The sequence below is a fragment of the Methylocystis sp. JR02 genome (genome assembly GCF_030063565.1).
Classification (GTDB): Bacteria; Pseudomonadota; Alphaproteobacteria; order Rhizobiales; family Beijerinckiaceae; genus Methylocystis; species Methylocystis iwaonis.
Map to the genome: position 1 here is coordinate 3,639,399 of NZ_JASIRC010000001.1, position 15,141 is coordinate 3,654,539.

The 15,141-nt window shown below is 60.8% G+C and carries 10 protein-coding genes; 6 read left to right on the forward strand and 4 right to left on the reverse strand.

The genetic code is table 11. The features are described from left to right. Positions 1 to 128: 128 nt before the first annotated feature. Positions 129 to 464, reverse strand: coding sequence for a VanZ family protein (locus QNA11_RS20775; RefSeq protein WP_502867569.1), 336 nt, complete (start codon positions 462 to 464; stop codon positions 129 to 131). Between the two features lie 231 nt (positions 465 to 695). On the opposite strand from QNA11_RS20775, the gene QNA11_RS17285 reads away from it, so the two are divergent. Then, a complete protein-coding gene (locus QNA11_RS17285) occupies positions 696 to 1,685 on the forward strand; it encodes an amidohydrolase family protein (protein ID WP_283483961.1) in 990 nt (329 codons plus the stop codon). A 46-nt stretch (positions 1,686 to 1,731) separates the two neighbouring features. Next, positions 1,732 to 3,525 carry a sulfatase family protein gene (locus tag QNA11_RS17290; RefSeq protein ID WP_283483962.1) on the forward strand — a complete coding sequence of 598 codons (1,794 nt, stop codon included), beginning with the start codon at positions 1,732 to 1,734 and terminating at the stop codon, positions 3,523 to 3,525. Positions 3,526 to 3,725: 200 nt separating this feature from the next. On the opposite strand, the gene QNA11_RS17295 is transcribed toward QNA11_RS17290, so the two are convergent. From QNA11_RS17295 to QNA11_RS17305, 3 genes are read right to left on the reverse strand one after another with little or no spacing between them, the layout of a single operon-like run. Next, on the reverse strand, positions 3,726 to 6,914 hold the full coding sequence (locus QNA11_RS17295; protein WP_283483963.1) for an efflux RND transporter permease subunit: 3,189 nt from the start codon (positions 6,912 to 6,914) through the stop codon (positions 3,726 to 3,728). Beyond that, positions 6,911 to 8,218 carry an efflux RND transporter periplasmic adaptor subunit gene (locus QNA11_RS17300; RefSeq protein ID WP_283483964.1) on the reverse strand — a complete coding sequence of 436 codons (1,308 nt, stop codon included), beginning with the start codon at positions 8,216 to 8,218 and terminating at the stop codon, positions 6,911 to 6,913. Before QNA11_RS17300 ends, QNA11_RS17295 begins: the two co-directional genes overlap by 4 nt. Positions 8,219 to 8,249: 31 nt before the next feature. Further along, the gene (locus QNA11_RS17305; protein ID WP_283483965.1) at positions 8,250 to 9,866 is read right to left on the reverse strand and encodes an efflux transporter outer membrane subunit; all 1,617 of its coding nucleotides are present in this window, start codon (positions 9,864 to 9,866) and stop codon (positions 8,250 to 8,252) included. 563 nt (positions 9,867 to 10,429) lie between these two features. On the opposite strand from QNA11_RS17305, the gene QNA11_RS17310 reads away from it, so the two are divergent. The 4 genes from QNA11_RS17310 to exbB are packed head-to-tail and all read left to right on the forward strand — an operon-like array spanning position 10,430 to position 15,136. Continuing rightward, positions 10,430 to 12,958 (forward strand): TonB-dependent receptor domain-containing protein, encoded by a 2,529-nt coding sequence (locus QNA11_RS17310; protein ID WP_283483966.1) that lies wholly within the window; start codon positions 10,430 to 10,432, stop codon positions 12,956 to 12,958. 10 nt (positions 12,959 to 12,968) lie between these two features. Further along, positions 12,969 to 13,649 carry a Fe2+-dependent dioxygenase gene (locus tag QNA11_RS17315; protein ID WP_283483967.1) on the forward strand — a complete coding sequence of 227 codons (681 nt, stop codon included), beginning with the start codon at positions 12,969 to 12,971 and terminating at the stop codon, positions 13,647 to 13,649. 6 nt (positions 13,650 to 13,655) lie between these two features. Beyond that, the gene (locus QNA11_RS17320; RefSeq protein WP_281929001.1) at positions 13,656 to 14,339 is read left to right on the forward strand and encodes a Fe2+-dependent dioxygenase; all 684 of its coding nucleotides are present in this window, start codon (positions 13,656 to 13,658) and stop codon (positions 14,337 to 14,339) included. Positions 14,340 to 14,347: 8 nt separating this feature from the next. Continuing rightward, positions 14,348 to 15,136, forward strand: coding sequence for a tonB-system energizer ExbB (gene exbB, locus QNA11_RS17325; RefSeq protein ID WP_283483968.1), 789 nt, complete (start codon positions 14,348 to 14,350; stop codon positions 15,134 to 15,136). The last annotated feature ends 5 nt before the right edge of the window (positions 15,137 to 15,141 follow it).

Sequence of the window (15,141 nt, forward strand, 5' to 3'; positions counted from 1 at the left end):
CCCGACGCTCGCAAAACGAGCGATCGGAAATACCGCCGTCGTTGCGAGGAGGCGGAGCCGACGAAGCAAACCAGCGCCGCATCGCTGCCCTGGATTGCTTCGCTTCGCTCGCAATGACGGGCTCTGGGTCAGGCGCGGGGCCAGAGACGCGCCAAGGCGGCGCCACATGCGAGCCCAACGGTCAGTCCCGTTGAGCTGGCTAAGGCGTCGAGAAGGTCGGGCGACCGCCCGGGGATGAAACTCTGAATCCCCTCCAAGACGACGCTGGCGATAACGAGCGCGCCCCAAATCAGCGCCCGCGCTCTAAGACATCTATACGCAATGCTGAAAAGGAGCCCCGTTCCTGCATAGGCGATGAAATGTTCGAGCTTCCCAGGCAGAAGAGTGTGCGGGCGGGCGTCGCCGGGCGCCAGTGAAAGCGCTAGGATCGCCAAGACGCATGCCCAGGCGAGCATGCGGATCATTCGATGAGCTGCGCTCGCCACGTTCACTTCTCCATCGTCGTTACCTTTCGCCCGCCCGAGCGAAAGGAAAGGACGTGCTCAATATGTATCTCAAACCCGGCGTCTGGAAAGCAGTCCCTTAGCAAACGCCGACTTACGGAATGCCCGTTCAAATAGTAAGCGTCGGTTGACAGATCCGCGCTAAGCTTGTCACCTCCGGCAATGTTTGGGCAGAAGCGGCAGAGGGACATCATGGACGGGAAGATCGGGCTCGAGGAGCATTTCGGCACGGCGGATTTTCTTCACGATTCCGAAGGCGTCGTGCCCGCCGACCGGTGGGACGAGCTGAAAAGCAGGATTCTCGACATCCACGACCGCCGCCTCCGGCTGATGGACGAGTTCGGCATGGAGATGATGATCCTGTCGCTGACCTCGCCCGGAATACAAGAGATTCCAGACGCCCCCACGGCGATACAAACGGCCCGGCGATTGAACGATTATCTTGCCGAACAGGTCGCCAAACGACCGGATCGGTTTCAAGGCTTTGCCGCGCTGCCGATGCAGGACCCGGACGCCGCCTGTGTGGAGTTGGAGCGGTGCATCGGCGCCCTCGGCTTTCGCGGCGCCCTTGTGAACGGCTTCACCGAGCTTGGCGCGGACCGTGAGGCTCTGTATTACGACATGCCGAGATACCGTCCGTTCTGGGCGCTCATGGAGCAACTCGGCGCGCCATTCTACCTTCATCCGCGTAATCCGCTGCCGCGCAACGCCGGCGTTTACGAGGGGCAGGAATGGCTCATGGGGCCCACCTGGGCCTTCGGCAGCGAAACGGCGGTGCATGCCTTGCGCTTGATGGGATCGGGCCTCTTCGACGAGCATCCTGGCCTGGCCATCCTAATGGGGCATCTCGGCGAAGGGCTCCCTTACAGCATCTGGCGCGTCGACCATCACAACGCATGGGCCAAGGCGCCGCCCAAGCATAAAGCGAAACGGGGCCTTCGCGACTATTTCCAGGAAAACTTCTACCTGACGACGTCGGGCAACTTTCACACGCCGACGCTGATGTGCGCGATTGCCGAACTGGGCGCCGACCACGTCCTGTTCTCGACGGATTGGCCTTTCGAAAACATCGACCAAGCCGCACTTTGGTTCGATGCTGTCGACATGAGCGAAGGCGACCGCCGTAAGATCGGCCGAACGAATGCGCAGAAGCTTTTCAAATTAGGCGGCGACGGCGCCTAGCCGCGCCGTCGATTGGCCCCACACTTTTAGCCACGAGAGAAGCGCGATGAAGAACGGTGACGATCTGACAAATCCTTCTCGTCGCGCCATACTGACGTCCAGCGCCGCCCTTGTTGGCGCGAGCGTCGTTCCTCAGGCGCAGGCCAACGCTCACAGCGAGCTTCCACAAAACAACACCGCCGCCGCGCCCGAATTGCCGCCGCAAGGTTACAACATCCTTTTCATCCTGGTGGATCAGGAGCGGTTTTTTCCTAAGTGGCCATTCCCGGTCCCGGCCCGCGAGTGGCTCAAGAAAAACGGCGTCACTTTCAACAATCACCAGATTGGCGCGTCGGTATGCTCGCCGGCCCGCTCGGTCATTTACACCGGCCAGCATATTCAACACACGGGCGTCTTCGATCTGATGAACTATCTGTGGCAGCCGGACATGTCGACGAAGGTGAGAACCGTCGGCGACCGGCTTCAGCAGCTCGGCTACTATCCGGTTTACCAGGGCAAATGGCACCTCTCGTATAACCTCGATCAGGCGAAGCGCCCGTTTGAGGCGCCGGTGCAGGAGTACCGGAAAATCCTCGAGAGCTATGGCTTCAAGGATTTTTTCGGCTACGGCGACATCATCGATAAGGAACTCGGCGGCTACCGGTACGACGCGGATACGGCGTCGATCGCGATCACCTGGATGCGAACCGAGGGCGAGAAACTGCGGGCCGAGGGCAAGCCTTGGTTCATGGCCGTAAACTTCGTCAATCCACACGATGTGATGTATATCGATGCCGACCTTCCCGGGCGCCCTGTCCAAGGCAAGAAGCACGCACTTGGCATTGCGCCGCCGCCCGATGACGAGATTTACTCGGCCAGTTGGGACGGCGTTCCGTTACCCAGCACGCGCAGCCAGCCTCTCGACGCGCCAGGCCGTCCCGAGGCCCACAAGATCTACGGCGATATTCAATATCTCTTCTCTGGCGAGTGGCCCGATGAAGACCGCCGCTGGCGTCTCCTGCAGAACTATTACTTCAACTGCATTCGCGACTGCGACCGCCGGGTCATGCGTGTCCTGGAGGCGTTGAAGGCGCACAGGCTCGATAAGAATACGATTGTTATCTTCACCTCGGACCATGGCGAGTATGGCGGCTGCCATCAGATGCGGGGCAAGGGCAATTCCGCCTACCGCCAGCAAAACCACGTGCCGCTCATGATCTATCATCCGGCATATCCGGGCGGCGTGGAGTGCAACGCGGTCACATCGCAAATCGACCTCGCGCCGACGATCCTTGGCCTGACGGGGCTCGATCAGGAGAAGATCAAGCAGGCTTCAGAGGGGCTGAAGGGCAGGGACATTTCGGTGCTTCTGAGGAGCCCGGCGACAGCGAAGGAAGACACGCTGCGGTCCGGCGCGCTGTTCTGCTTCGACATGCTGCTGTTTCAGGACGTCTTCTGGATCGCGAATCTCTACGACTTCATGGAATCAGCGAAGGTTCCCGATAAGAAAAAGATCAAGGTCCTGAAACAGAAGGAGCCAGACTTTCACCACCGCGTGTCGATGCGCAGCGTGTTCGACGGCCGCTACCGTTTCTCGCGCTACTTTTCGCCCTTGCAGTTCAACACGCCCACGACAATGGAGGAGCTGCTGGCCAGGAACGACCTCGAGCTGTTCGACCACAACAGCGACCCCGAGGAAGTCGAGAATCTCGCCATGAAACCCAAGGAGCGAGGCGAACTGATCATGGCCCTCAACGCCAAGCTCAACACTCTGGTTGCGAACGAAGTGGGCGTGGATGACGGCAGTTTCCTGCCGATCCGCAACGGCAAGTGGCGTTTCCCTCCCAAGAGCGAGCGCTGATCGCTGGAGGCTGTCGCCTATACCATTTCCGTTTGAGCAGCTCGCATTGGGCCTTGTCATTCCCGGCGGGCTGAAAGCCCGACCGGGACTCCAGAGCCACAAGAGCGGTTTTGCTCTGGATTCCCGATCGCTCGCTTCGCGAGCGTCGGGAATGACACCGAACCAATCAAGCGGATCTCGCCTAAGCCGCCCGTGGGCGATCAGGCAATTTCCGCCTCAATTTCTTCCAGAGTCTTGTGCTCCGGCTTCTTCGGGGTGTGAGAGTTTCCCCGCCAGCGCTCGTCCAGCGTCTGCAGCACCACGAAGAACGCCGGCACCAGGAGGACCGCGAGGACGGTCGATGAAATCATTCCGGTGAAGACGCTGGTGCCGAGCGACCTGCGGGAATTGGCGCCGGCGCCCGTCGCCAAAACGAGCGGGAGAACGCCGAGAATAAAGGCGATCGACGTCATCAGGATGGGACGAAAGCGCGAGCGCGCCGCGTCGATCGCCGATTCCAGTATCGGCTTGCCGTCATTGAGGCGCACTTCGCGCGCGACCTCGACGATCAAGATGCCGTTCTTGGCCGAAAGGGCGATCAGCAGCATCAGCCCGATCTGCACATAGAGATTATTGTCGATGCCGAGGCTGGTCAGGGTCAAGGCCGGCCCCACCAGGGCCAAAGGAACGGCCGCGATCACCGCCAGCGGCAGCAGCCAGCTCTCATATTGGCCAGCAAGCACGAGATAGACCAGAAGCACGGACATGGCGAAACCCAGATAGAGCAGGTTTCCCGTGATCTCCTCCTGATAGGAGACGGCGCTCCACGCGTAGCCCATGTCGCTCGGCAAGGTCTTGGCGGCCACGGACTCCATGTGCTCCATCGCCTGGCCCGAGCTGACGCCCGGCGCAGACCCTCCCGTGATCGTGGCGGACGGATAGAGATTGAAGAGCGTAATCAGCGGAGGCGCCGAGGTTTGCGTCAGTTGCGCGAGCGTCCCGATCGCCACCATGTTCCCGTCCGTCCCGCGAACATACATGTTCAACAGGTCTTCCGGTTGAAGACGAAACTGCGAGTCGGCCTGCACATAGACTTGCAGGACCTGCCCGAACTTGGTGAATTGGCTGACATAGGAGGAGCCGACATAAGACGTCAGCGCCGAGAAGACGTCGCCGACGGAAACTTTGACCGTCTCTGCCTGAACGCGGTCGACGTTCAGCCCGACATGCGGCGAATTGGCTCGGAAAGTGGTGGACGGCTGCTGCAGCGCGGCGTCGGCCTGCGCATTTTTCACCATGTTTTGCGCCGCTACGCCCAGTTTCGCATAGTCGAAGCTGCCACCCATCAAATTCACTTGCATCTGGAAGCCAGAGGCGTTTCCGACGCCCTGGATGGCGGGCGGCGCCACCACGACCGCCAGGCCGTCCGAGATGCTCGCCAACTTCTTCTGTACAATTTTCGTAAGCGACGCTATGTCCTGGTCCTTGGCCTTTCCGCGCGCGTCCCAGTCATCGAGGGCCAAATAGGCGACTCCGGCGTTGGAGAGCACGGCGTTGTTGTCGAGCACTGAAACGCCGGCGATGGTGATCACATTCTTCACGCCGGGCGTCGACATCCCGCTGCGCGCCGCTTCGCTCAAAGTGTTGGCCGTGCGTTCGAGCGACGCGCCTTCCGGCAGTTGCGCCACCACGATCAGATAGCCCTGGTCCTCGTTGGGGATGAAGGCTTTCGGCAAACGCGCGATCCCCCACACAGCCAAAGCCGAAATCGCGAGACCGATCAGCACAACCGCTTTCGAACGCGCCACCAGCACGCCGACGAAGCGGATGTAGAAGCCTTCGAGGAAATTATAGGCAATGTTGAAGGCGCGATAAAAGGCGTTGGTGTTTTCAGCCTGTTGTGGGCGCAGCCACTGGGCGCATTGCGTCGGCTTCAAGGTCGCCGCATTAATCGCGCTGATGAGCGCTGTCGTCGCGATGACGACAGCGAATTGCGCGAGCATCTTGCCCGAGAGCCCGGGCAAAAAGGCGGGCGGGACGAAAACGGCCATCAGGACGAGGGTGATGCCGATGATCGGCCCGAACAACTCTTTCATGGCGCGGATCGCGGCGTCATGGCCGGACATGCCCTGCTCGATATATTTCGACGCGCCCTCGACAATAACGATGGCGTCGTCGACGACAATGCCGATCGCCAGCACGACGCCGAAGAGCGTCGACATGTTGATGCTGTAACCCAGCGCCGCCATGCCGGCGAAGGCGCCAATGATCGTCACCGGCACGGTGGTCGCGGGGACGAGCGTCGCGCGGAAGTTTTGCAAAAACACCAGAATGACGACAAGGACGAGGATGCCAGCCTCGTACAGCGTCGTGTAAACCTCATTGATGGAGGTTTTGACGAAATCCGTGGTGTCGAGGGGAAGGGTATATTGCAGATCCTGCGGGAAACGCCGCGCCAGCTCCACCATCTTGGCGCGCACCTCCTGCGAAACCTGAATCGCGTTGGCGTCCGGCGTCTGGAAAATGGCGATGCAGCCCGCGGGACGATCGTTCATCTTGCATTGTTGCGAGTAGTTCTGCGAGCCAAGCTCGACCCGGCCGATATCCTTGACTCTGACGAGACGTCCGCCCTGAACCGTCCCTTCGGACTTCACGATGATGTTCTCGAACTCCCCGGGATCGTTGAAGCGTGAGCGAATATCGACCGTGTATTGGAAATCCTGATTTTTCGCGGCTGGCGGCATGCCTGTCTGTCCGGCCGCCACGAGCTGGCTTTGTTGATTGATGGCGGTGCTGACATCCTGGGGCGTCAGTCCGAAGGAATAGAGCTTGCGCGGATCCATCCAGACCCGCATGGCGTATTTGGCCGCGCCGAAGACGGTGACATTGGCGACGCCATGCAGGCGCGCCAGCTCGTTCACGAGATTGATTGTCGCGTAATTACTGAGGAAGGAGGCGTCGAAGGTTCCCTTTGGCGAATTCAGGGCAATGATCTGTAGGATCGCGGTCGATTTTTTCTGAACGGTCACGCCCTGCGACTGCACGGCGGCAGGAAGCGAAGACAGCGCATTGGATACCCGATTCTGGACGAGCACCTGCGCCATGTCGGGGTCCGTCCCGATCTTGAAGGTCACGATGAGCTGGTAGCTGCCGTCGGCCGCGCTCGTCGAGGACATATAAAGCATGTTGTCGACGCCATTGACCTGCAACTCGATGGGCAGGGCGACGTTGTCGATCACCGTCTGCGGGCTGGCGCCCGGATAGTTAGTCGAGACCACCACGGTCGGCGGAACGATATTAGGATATTGGGCGACCGGCAGGCTCCGCATCGCAACGAGGCCGATCACCACGATCACGACCGCAATGACGTTTGCGAGGATGGGATGTTCGATAAAGAATTTCGAGATCATTGCTGATCGGCGCTCCCCTCGATTGCCGTCAGCCTGGGCGTGACCTTCGCTCCGGCCGAAACGCGCCAGAAATCCCCGACGACGATGCGATCGTCGCTCTGAATGCCGGAGAGGATGACGCGAAGGTTGCCGTCGAGATCGCCGAGCTGAACATAGCGTTGCTCGACTGCGTCATCCTTGTTCAGCACGTAGAGAAAGCGGCCGACTTGATCCGATTGCACGGCGCGATCCGGCACGAGCAACGCTCCCGGCAATACGCGGGCTTTCGGCAAACGAATCTGAACGAAAAAGCCGGGCAGAAGCCTGTGGTTGGGATTATCCAGCACGCCGCGCACGTAGAGCGTCCCGGTCTTGGGATCGATGCCGGGCGCGACATATTGAATTGTCCCGCGGAAGGGATAATCGCCCTGGTTCTCCATGCCGACCTCGACGGGAACCTGCATGAGTTCGGCGTGGCTCGGCATGCGTTGATTAAGGTTCTTTCGAACCGTCAGAAATTCCGTTTCGCTGAGGTTGGCCACGACATAGATCGGGTCGAGCTGGAGGATGTCGGCGAGGACGGTGCGCTGGCCGGAGCCCCCGACCGTATTGCCCGGGTCGACGTAACGCTTGCTCATCTGGCCGTCGAAGGGGGCGCGAACCTCGGTGTAACTGAGATTGAGCTTTGCGATGTCGACTTGCGCTCTGGCCGAGGCGAGATCGGCCTCGGTTTTTTTGGTCTGGAAGTTCCACTGATCGACGACGACCTGCGCCGCCGCGCCCTTCTTTTGCAGCGCTTCGTAACGGGCGGTCTCGATCTTCGCATAGACGAGCGCCGCTTCCAGCGCGCGGACCTGGGCTTCCGCCTGTTGAAGCTGATCCTTGTATTGCTGCTGCTGGATCGTGAACAGAAGGTCGCCTTTCTTGACGATCTGGCCGTCGAGAAAGTGAATCTTCTCGAGATAGCCTTCGACGCGGGCGATGAGGTTGACCGTGTTGATCGGCGTGGCATTGCCGGTGAGCTGAATATATTCGGTCACCTTTTGAACTTTGGGGCGCACGACCGGGACCGACGGACCCGCCGATTGAGCGGCGACCACGGCCGTCGGCTTGCTCGCAGAGCTTTGCGCGGTTTTTTCCTGCGCCGGGGTTTGGGAGCTGTCGCTTGCGCCGAAAAGCTTGCTCCATGCCGAATCTGCGAGGCACGGCTGCGTCGATCCGCCAAGGAGCGCGCCGACGACGGCCAGCGCGGCGCCAGGACGCGACGTCCCGTTGCGAGCTCTTGAGCAGCCCGCGCCTCGCGCCAAATGAATAATGACCATCATCGCGAATCGCCCTTTGCTTTTGCCTTCGTCCTCACCATTCCGGCAGGCGGATTGTGGGGCCTCGGTCCTCGGGCCCAGGCAGACCGGGGTCCGGCGGCGGCGTTTCTCCCTCGGGCGATAGCAACTCGCCCCAATTGGTCCGGCTGCGCATCTCGCGAGCGGTGGCCTCGTTCACGAAGCCTTTGCCTTCGCGGATCTGCCAGCCGCCGCCAAGACCGCGGAAGACGGCGACGAGCCCGGTCGCCACATTGCCGCTTGCCGCCGCGAGATTGTTTTGGGCCGTCAGAAGATTTTCTTCAGAGGTCAGGACCGTCGTGAAGTCTTGCGTTCCCTGCTGATATTGCAGCAGCGCGATATCGACTGCGCCGCGCGCCTCCGAGACGCTGCGCGCCAGATAGCGCGCCTGCGTCTTGGAAAGCGTGAATTTGGAAATGCCGTCTTCGACTTGCTGCTGCGCCACGAGCACAGCGTTCTGATAGTCGACCAGATATTGCTGCAGGGTCGCGTCCTGGAGACGCACATTATTGGTGATCTGGCCGTAATTGAGCACGTTCCATTTGAACGACGGCCCGACGGTGAACATTCGGCCGATAGGGTGGAACGCCTGAGCCAGATTATGTCCGCTGGCCGTGGATGCGAGCCCGCCGAAGCCGCCTGTGATGCTGATCGCCGGATAGAGCTCCGCCTGCGCCACGCCGATCTGCGCGCTTTGCGCCGCGGCCTTCAATTCGGCGGCGCGAATATCCGGTCTGCGGCGCAGCAGATCCGCCGGAACGCCGACCACCACTTTGTCCGGGGCGGATGGGATTTTCCCGCTGGAAGGGGCGAGCATGGCGCCGATCTCGCCCGGCGCCATGCCGAGGAGCACGGCCAATGCGTTTTGCCCGGTGCGCAACTGGAGCATCAGTTGCGGGACGCTCGCCTCGGTGGTTGCGAGCACATTTTCCGCCTGGTGGACGTCGAGCATCGTGGCGGCGCCGCCCTTGTAGCGGTCGCGCGCGATGCGGACCGCTTCGCGCTGCCGCGTGATATTTTCGCGGGCGATGGCGATCTGGCGTTCGAGCGTGCGAATGCCGATATAGGTCTGCGCGACGTCGGCGAGCAGGGTGACGAGCACGTCGTCATAGCTCGCGATCGAGGCGAGGTAAGTGGCGTCGGCGGATTCGACGCCGCGCCGGAATTTCCCCCAGAAATCAAGTTCCCAGACGGCGGCCGCCGACCAATTGTCGGCCCAGAAATTTCCGAGCTTGGAGGAGTTTCCGCCTTGGGACGGCGTGGTCGCATTGCTTGAGCGATTGTACGACGTCGAGATGGAAAGCGCTTGTTTCTGAGGGAATAATTCTCCGATCGCGACGCCCAGCTCTGCGCGCGCCTGGAGCACTTTCGTTCCGGCGCTCAGCAGGGTCAGGTTCTGGGCGTAGGCGGCGTCGATGAGCCGGTCGAGGACCGGATCGTGGAAGACCCACCACCAGTCCCGATATTCGGCAGGACCGCTTTTGAGCGAGTGGTTGCGCCATTCGATCCAGGCGTCGGCGATCGGCGCCTGCGGCGTTGCGAAGTCAGGGCCGACAGCGCATCCGGCCGACAGGGTCGAAAGGACGATCGCGACACACGCCGCGCCCCTCTTCTTCGCACCAGCAGCTCCCATCAAGGCCCCAATTTTTCTCGTAAAATGCTTTGGCCAGTTGACGCGCGACGCGCGGCCTCCCGGTGCGTTCCTTGACCAAGGATCGACGTCCTTCAGCGGAGGTCTGGAGCGAGAGGCGAATCAGCCGGCGCGACTACCGAGCTCAAGTTAATATACAGTGCAACGCTCATGGCGCCAGATTTCCCGATATCTTCCCACAGTTCCTTCTGAATGGCCACGCGCGACAATCTCGCCAGTGAGCGCTGATCGGCCCTTCTAGCCTTCGAGAAATTTGCGCGCCGCTTCGACGCTTGGCCGCGCTCGCCCGCTTTCGCGCGGCTCGTCGAGAGCTCAAGCCTCCCCGAGAAGACAGTATATTTTGCTAACTGGAACGATTCCTAACTGGGAATCGACCTTGTTTGAAATAAAACAATCCGTACAGCAGCCTGTCTGAAAGCGTCTTATTGTAAGAGTTCCATTCTAGGCCCGCGAATAATTGACCAATGGCAAGCTACAGCACTAGCTTTAGTCAACAGACATTGCGCTTCGATGGCGCAGACGCACACAGATAGTATGGATTCAGAATGAAGAAGGTCAAATCTCCCGTTTCGCTCCGAGCATTGCACGCGTCTCTCCCCGGCCTCTCGGAACGCGCCTCGGCGAAAGCGCTCGGCGCTGCGATTGTCGCCACCGGCGTCAGCGTCTCGGCTTTGGCGCAGGAGTCGTCGACGACCCTGCCGCCTGTCAAAGTCGACGCGCCTCGAGAGAAGCCGCGCCCAGTCGTCACTCCCGTGAAGCCGAAACCCACGCCGGTCGCCGCCGCGAAGCCGCAACCAGCCCAACACCCGGCCCAGTCTCACGCATCGGCGGGAGAGCGCAACGCCGGTACGACGTCTGCGAGCGCGGCTTCGGCAGGCGGGCAGGGCGGCGCGCCGAGCGTTCCGCTCTTCGTTGGCGCGGCCGACGCCGACCCCTATGCAGATCCGGTCGCGCCGTATCGTGCTGTTCGACTTTCGTCGAATAAATTCACGCAGCCGATACTCGATACGCCGCGCACCATAACCGTCCTCACAAAGGAAGTGCTCCAGGACAAGAACGCCACGACTCTGCGCGAGATTGGCCGCAGCACGGCGGGCGTGACGCTTGGAACGGGTGAAGGCGGCAACGCCTTCGGCGACCGCTTCTTCATTCGCGGCTTTGACGCGCGTAACGACATCTTCGTCGATGGCGTTCGCGATCCGGGCGTCAGCATTCGTGAAAATTTTTACACCGAGCAGGTCGAAATCCTGCGCGGCCCCGGCTCGACATTCGCCGGTCGCGGCACTGCCGGCGGCGCGGTCAATATCGTGACCAAACAGGCGACCGACCGTGATTTCACGGATCTGAATTTCATGGGCGGCTTTTCGGATCATACCAAGCGCGTCACGCTCGACGTCAACAAAGCGATCAGCCCGATCCTGGCGGTGCGCCTCAACGCCATGTATCAGGGCGCCAATGTGGCCGGGCGCAGCTATGTCGTCGACGACCGCAACGGCGTCGCGGGTTCTGTCGTTTTCAAGCCGATCGAGGGGCTGACGCTGACGGCGGAATATAACCACGTCTATCTACGTGGGCTGCCGGACTTTGGCGTGCCCTACAATCGAATCGCCAATCGCCCGGTCACCGAAAATCTGGCGCCGCGCTACACTTGGTACGGGCTCCTTGGCCGGGATTTCCAAGCCTCGCAGCAGGACTTCGGCACCTTCACCGCTCAATATAAAGTGTCGGAAAACGTGACGCTCAGCAGCCGTTTTCGTCAGGGGCGATCGGTTCTGGACTATATCGGCACGCTCGCGCAAAACGCCAATATCTTTACGGGGACCGTGTCGCTCAGCCCGCAAAGCCGAAATCAGGTTACGAGCGTATTGGATAATCAAACAGAGGCGAACATCAAGTTCAACACAGGCCCCGTCAGTCACGCGGTCGTGACGGGCGTCGAGTTTTCCCGAGAAGGTCTCACGCGAAACACTTATTCCGGTTTGCAATCCGAGCTCAACGCCGCAGGACCCGCCAACGGCAGCGTTGTCGGCAACCTGTATCTGCCGCCAACATATCTGCCTTTCTTGAACGCCCCCTATCTGACAGCCAATCCCACGCGCATAGCGGTCGACACCAAGTCGGGATATGTCATAGAGACGGCGAATTATCAGGATCTCGTTCTCGCCAACGGCGGCGTCCGCTACGACGACTACACGATCACGAGCCGCAACGAGACCTATACGACTTTCGCGGCCAATCACTCCGGCATGGTCAACTACAATGTTGGCCTCACCGTGAAGCCGATGCCGAACGTCAGCCTTTATGCGGCTTACGCAACATCGAGCAACCCCGTGGGGGCCGAGCTGGACGGAAGCGCTGCAAATTACGGCGGTCTTTCGACTGCGGCCCAGATTTTCACGCCTCAATACAACCGTGCGAAGGAGTTGGGCGTCAAATGGGAGCTGTTCGGGCATCTGCTCGCGACAGCGGCCTTGTTCCGGACCGATGTGACTGGCGCACGCGAAGTGAACGCCGGCGTGACCACCGGCAATGCGGCCTATTATGTTCAGGGCGTCGATCTCGAACTGGCCGGCAACATTACGGAAAAGTGGAGCGCGATGGGCGGGCTCGTCCTGATGGAGTCCAAGGTGACGAGTTCCTATGCGCCGACCAATGTCGGATTGCAGCTCGCCAATGTCGCCCACCAGTCTTTCAGCATGCTCTCCAAATACAAATTCGGAGACTTGCTTGGGCTTAATCCCGACGTCCTGGAGTTCGGCGGACAAGCAATCTACCGTTCGAAAATCTACGGGGGCAACAATCTCGTCGCCAATGGCGGAACCAGCTTCAACGCCTTTGGCTGGCCGACGCCGACCGCGAGCAATCCCTTCGTGAATGTGCCAACGCAACTTCCGTCCTACTGGCGGTTCGATGTCTTCACCGAAGCGAAGATCGGCCCCTACACGACGCTCAAATTCTCGGTGACAAACCTCTTCAACCGCACCTACTACGACTCCTTCTACCAAACTGCCGCGCCTTTCGCGCAGATGGCGCCCGGTCGCGCCGCCTATCTCGAAGCCCGCGTGAAGTTCTAGGAGGCTTGCGATGCTCGCATATGTTCCAACGGCGCTCGGAAAGGCGGAAGTCCAGCGCTTTCGTGACGCGCTCGCCGGCGCGCCGTGGGAGGACGGCGCGCCGTCGGGAGGCGCGAGCAAGACGGCGAAGCGAAACAGCCAGGTCCCGCCCGACTCCGAATTGGCGCGCAAGCTCGGGGCGGCGGTGGGGTCAGCCCTGCTCGCCAGTCCGGCATTCGTTGCGGCGGCGATCCCACTGAGAATCTTCCCACCTCTTTTCGAGCGTCACGAAGTGGGGGATCGCTACGATCCACATGTCGATAATGCGGTGCGCGGAGACGCCATGACCGGCGCGCGCATCCGCGTCGATCTCGCAGCGACTCTCCTCCTGTCGGAGCCCGAGGAATATGACGGCGGCCATCTTGTCGTTGAAGACATGTTTGGCTCTCGTGAATTCAAGCCCCGCGCCGGCGATGCAGTGCTGTTTTCCGCTGGCAGCCTGAACATGTTGACGCCGATCACCAGAGGCGAGCGCATCTCATCCTTTGTCTGGATGCAGAGCATGATACAGTCGGACGAGGCGCGCGACCTGATCTGCGATCTCGATACGGCGATACAGGACCTTTCGCCGCGTATCGATGGGGACGACCCCGACATGCGCAAGCTCTCGACTGTCTATCACAACCTGATCCGAATCTGGGGAGAAGCGTAGGCGCCCATGCTGATCTGCATTCCCGAGGTATTGACCAAACAACAGGTGGCTTTCTTTCGAGAGACCATGTCGGCAGCCGATTGGGAGGATGGTCGCGCCACGGCCGGCGCACAATCATCGCTCGTGAAGAGCAATTTGCAGCTCCCGCAGGACAGCGCCGCCGCCCGGGAATTGGGCGAGCATGTCCTTCAGGCCCTCGCCAATTCGCCGGCTTTCGTGTCAGCGGCGCTGCCGCTCAAGATATTTCCGCCGCTCTTCAATCGCTATTGCACGGGACACAATTTCGGCCTCCACGTCGACAACGCTATTCGCGGCGTTCCTGGCGCAGCGGTCCGCATTCGCACCGATCTGTCTTGCACCCTGTTTCTCTCGGAGGCCGAAGATTACGACGGCGGGGAGCTTGTGATCGAGGACCGCGTGGGGCAGCAGGAGGTCAAGCTCGCTGCAGGCGATCTGGTCCTTTACCCGTCGACGAGCCTTCATTTCGTCCGTGAGGTCACGCGCGGCGAGCGCGTCGCTTCGTTTTTCTGGCTGCAGAGCATGATCCGGGACAATGTGGCGCGCGCTTTGCTCTTCGATTTAGACCAAGCGATCCAGTCCCTGAGCAATCGGCTTGGCGCTGGCGACCCGGCTTGCGTGCGGCTGACGGGCATCTATCACAATCTCATTCGGATATGGGCGGAAGCATGAAAAGCATAATGCGATCGGCGTTCCTCGGAATGCTTGCTCTCGGGAGCTTCGTCTCATCCTGCGCAGCGCAAAGCCCCTCGGCTGCGCGCGCAGTCGACGCAGCCAAGACTCACGACCTTTCCGTCTGGGCAATGTTTTACAACGCGGACATCGTCGTCAAAGTGGTCATGATCGGCTTGCTGCTCGCCTCGATGGGAACGTGGACCGTTCTGATCGCCAAGACGATCGAGCTGAAGCGCGCGCGCCAGCGCGCCATCGACGCGATCGCCAGGCTCTCCGAAGCGCGCGGACTTTCGGAGGCGCGACTTGCCTTGGGCAATGCAGATCGTTTGACCGCCGCTCTTCTGTCCGAAGCAACGCGGGAACTGAAGCTGTCCTCGGACATTCTCTCCGGACCTGGAGTCAAGGAGCGTATCGCCTCCTGTTTTGCGGAAGTCGAACGCGCCGAGGCGCTGTCGATCAAGCGCGGGACGGGATTGCTGGCTTCCGTCGGCTCCACGGGGCCTTTTGTCGGCTTGTTCGGCACAGTCTGGGGCATCATGAACAGCTTCATCGGCATTTCGAAAGCGCAGACGACCAATCTCGCCGTCGTCGCGCCCGGCATCGCCGAAGCGCTTCTCGCGACGGCCGTCGGCCTGTTTGCGGCTATTCCCGCGGTGCTGATCTACAACCATCTGGCGCGCCAGACCGGCGCCTATCTCGAACTCGTCTCGAATGTCTCGGGTGAGCTGCTGCGCATCGTTTCCCGCGACCTTGATCGCGGACATCATGCAAACAAGATCCAGGCGGCGGAGTAAACGAC

Bases quoted from the DNA above. Each gene is read 5' to 3' on its own strand.
- QNA11_RS17290 (WP_283483962.1), top strand. From the start codon at position 1,732: ATGAAGAACGGTGACGATCTGACAAATCCTTCTCGTCGCGCCATACTG.
- QNA11_RS17315 (WP_283483967.1), top strand. From the start codon at position 12,969: ATGCTCGCATATGTTCCAACGGCGCTCGGAAAGGCGGAAGTCCAGCGC.
- QNA11_RS17295 (WP_283483963.1), bottom strand. From the start codon at position 6,914: ATGATCTCGAAATTCTTTATCGAACATCCCATCCTCGCAAACGTCATT.
- exbB (WP_283483968.1), top strand. From the start codon at position 14,348: ATGCGATCGGCGTTCCTCGGAATGCTTGCTCTCGGGAGCTTCGTCTCA.
- QNA11_RS20775 (WP_502867569.1), bottom strand. From the start codon at position 464: ATGATCCGCATGCTCGCCTGGGCATGCGTCTTGGCGATCCTAGCGCTT.
- QNA11_RS17310 (WP_283483966.1), top strand. From the start codon at position 10,430: ATGAAGAAGGTCAAATCTCCCGTTTCGCTCCGAGCATTGCACGCGTCT.
- QNA11_RS17305 (WP_283483965.1), bottom strand. From the start codon at position 9,866: ATGGGAGCTGCTGGTGCGAAGAAGAGGGGCGCGGCGTGTGTCGCGATC.
- QNA11_RS17300 (WP_283483964.1), bottom strand. From the start codon at position 8,218: ATGATGGTCATTATTCATTTGGCGCGAGGCGCGGGCTGCTCAAGAGCT.
- QNA11_RS17285 (WP_283483961.1), top strand. From the start codon at position 696: ATGGACGGGAAGATCGGGCTCGAGGAGCATTTCGGCACGGCGGATTTT.
- QNA11_RS17320 (WP_281929001.1), top strand. From the start codon at position 13,656: ATGCTGATCTGCATTCCCGAGGTATTGACCAAACAACAGGTGGCTTTC.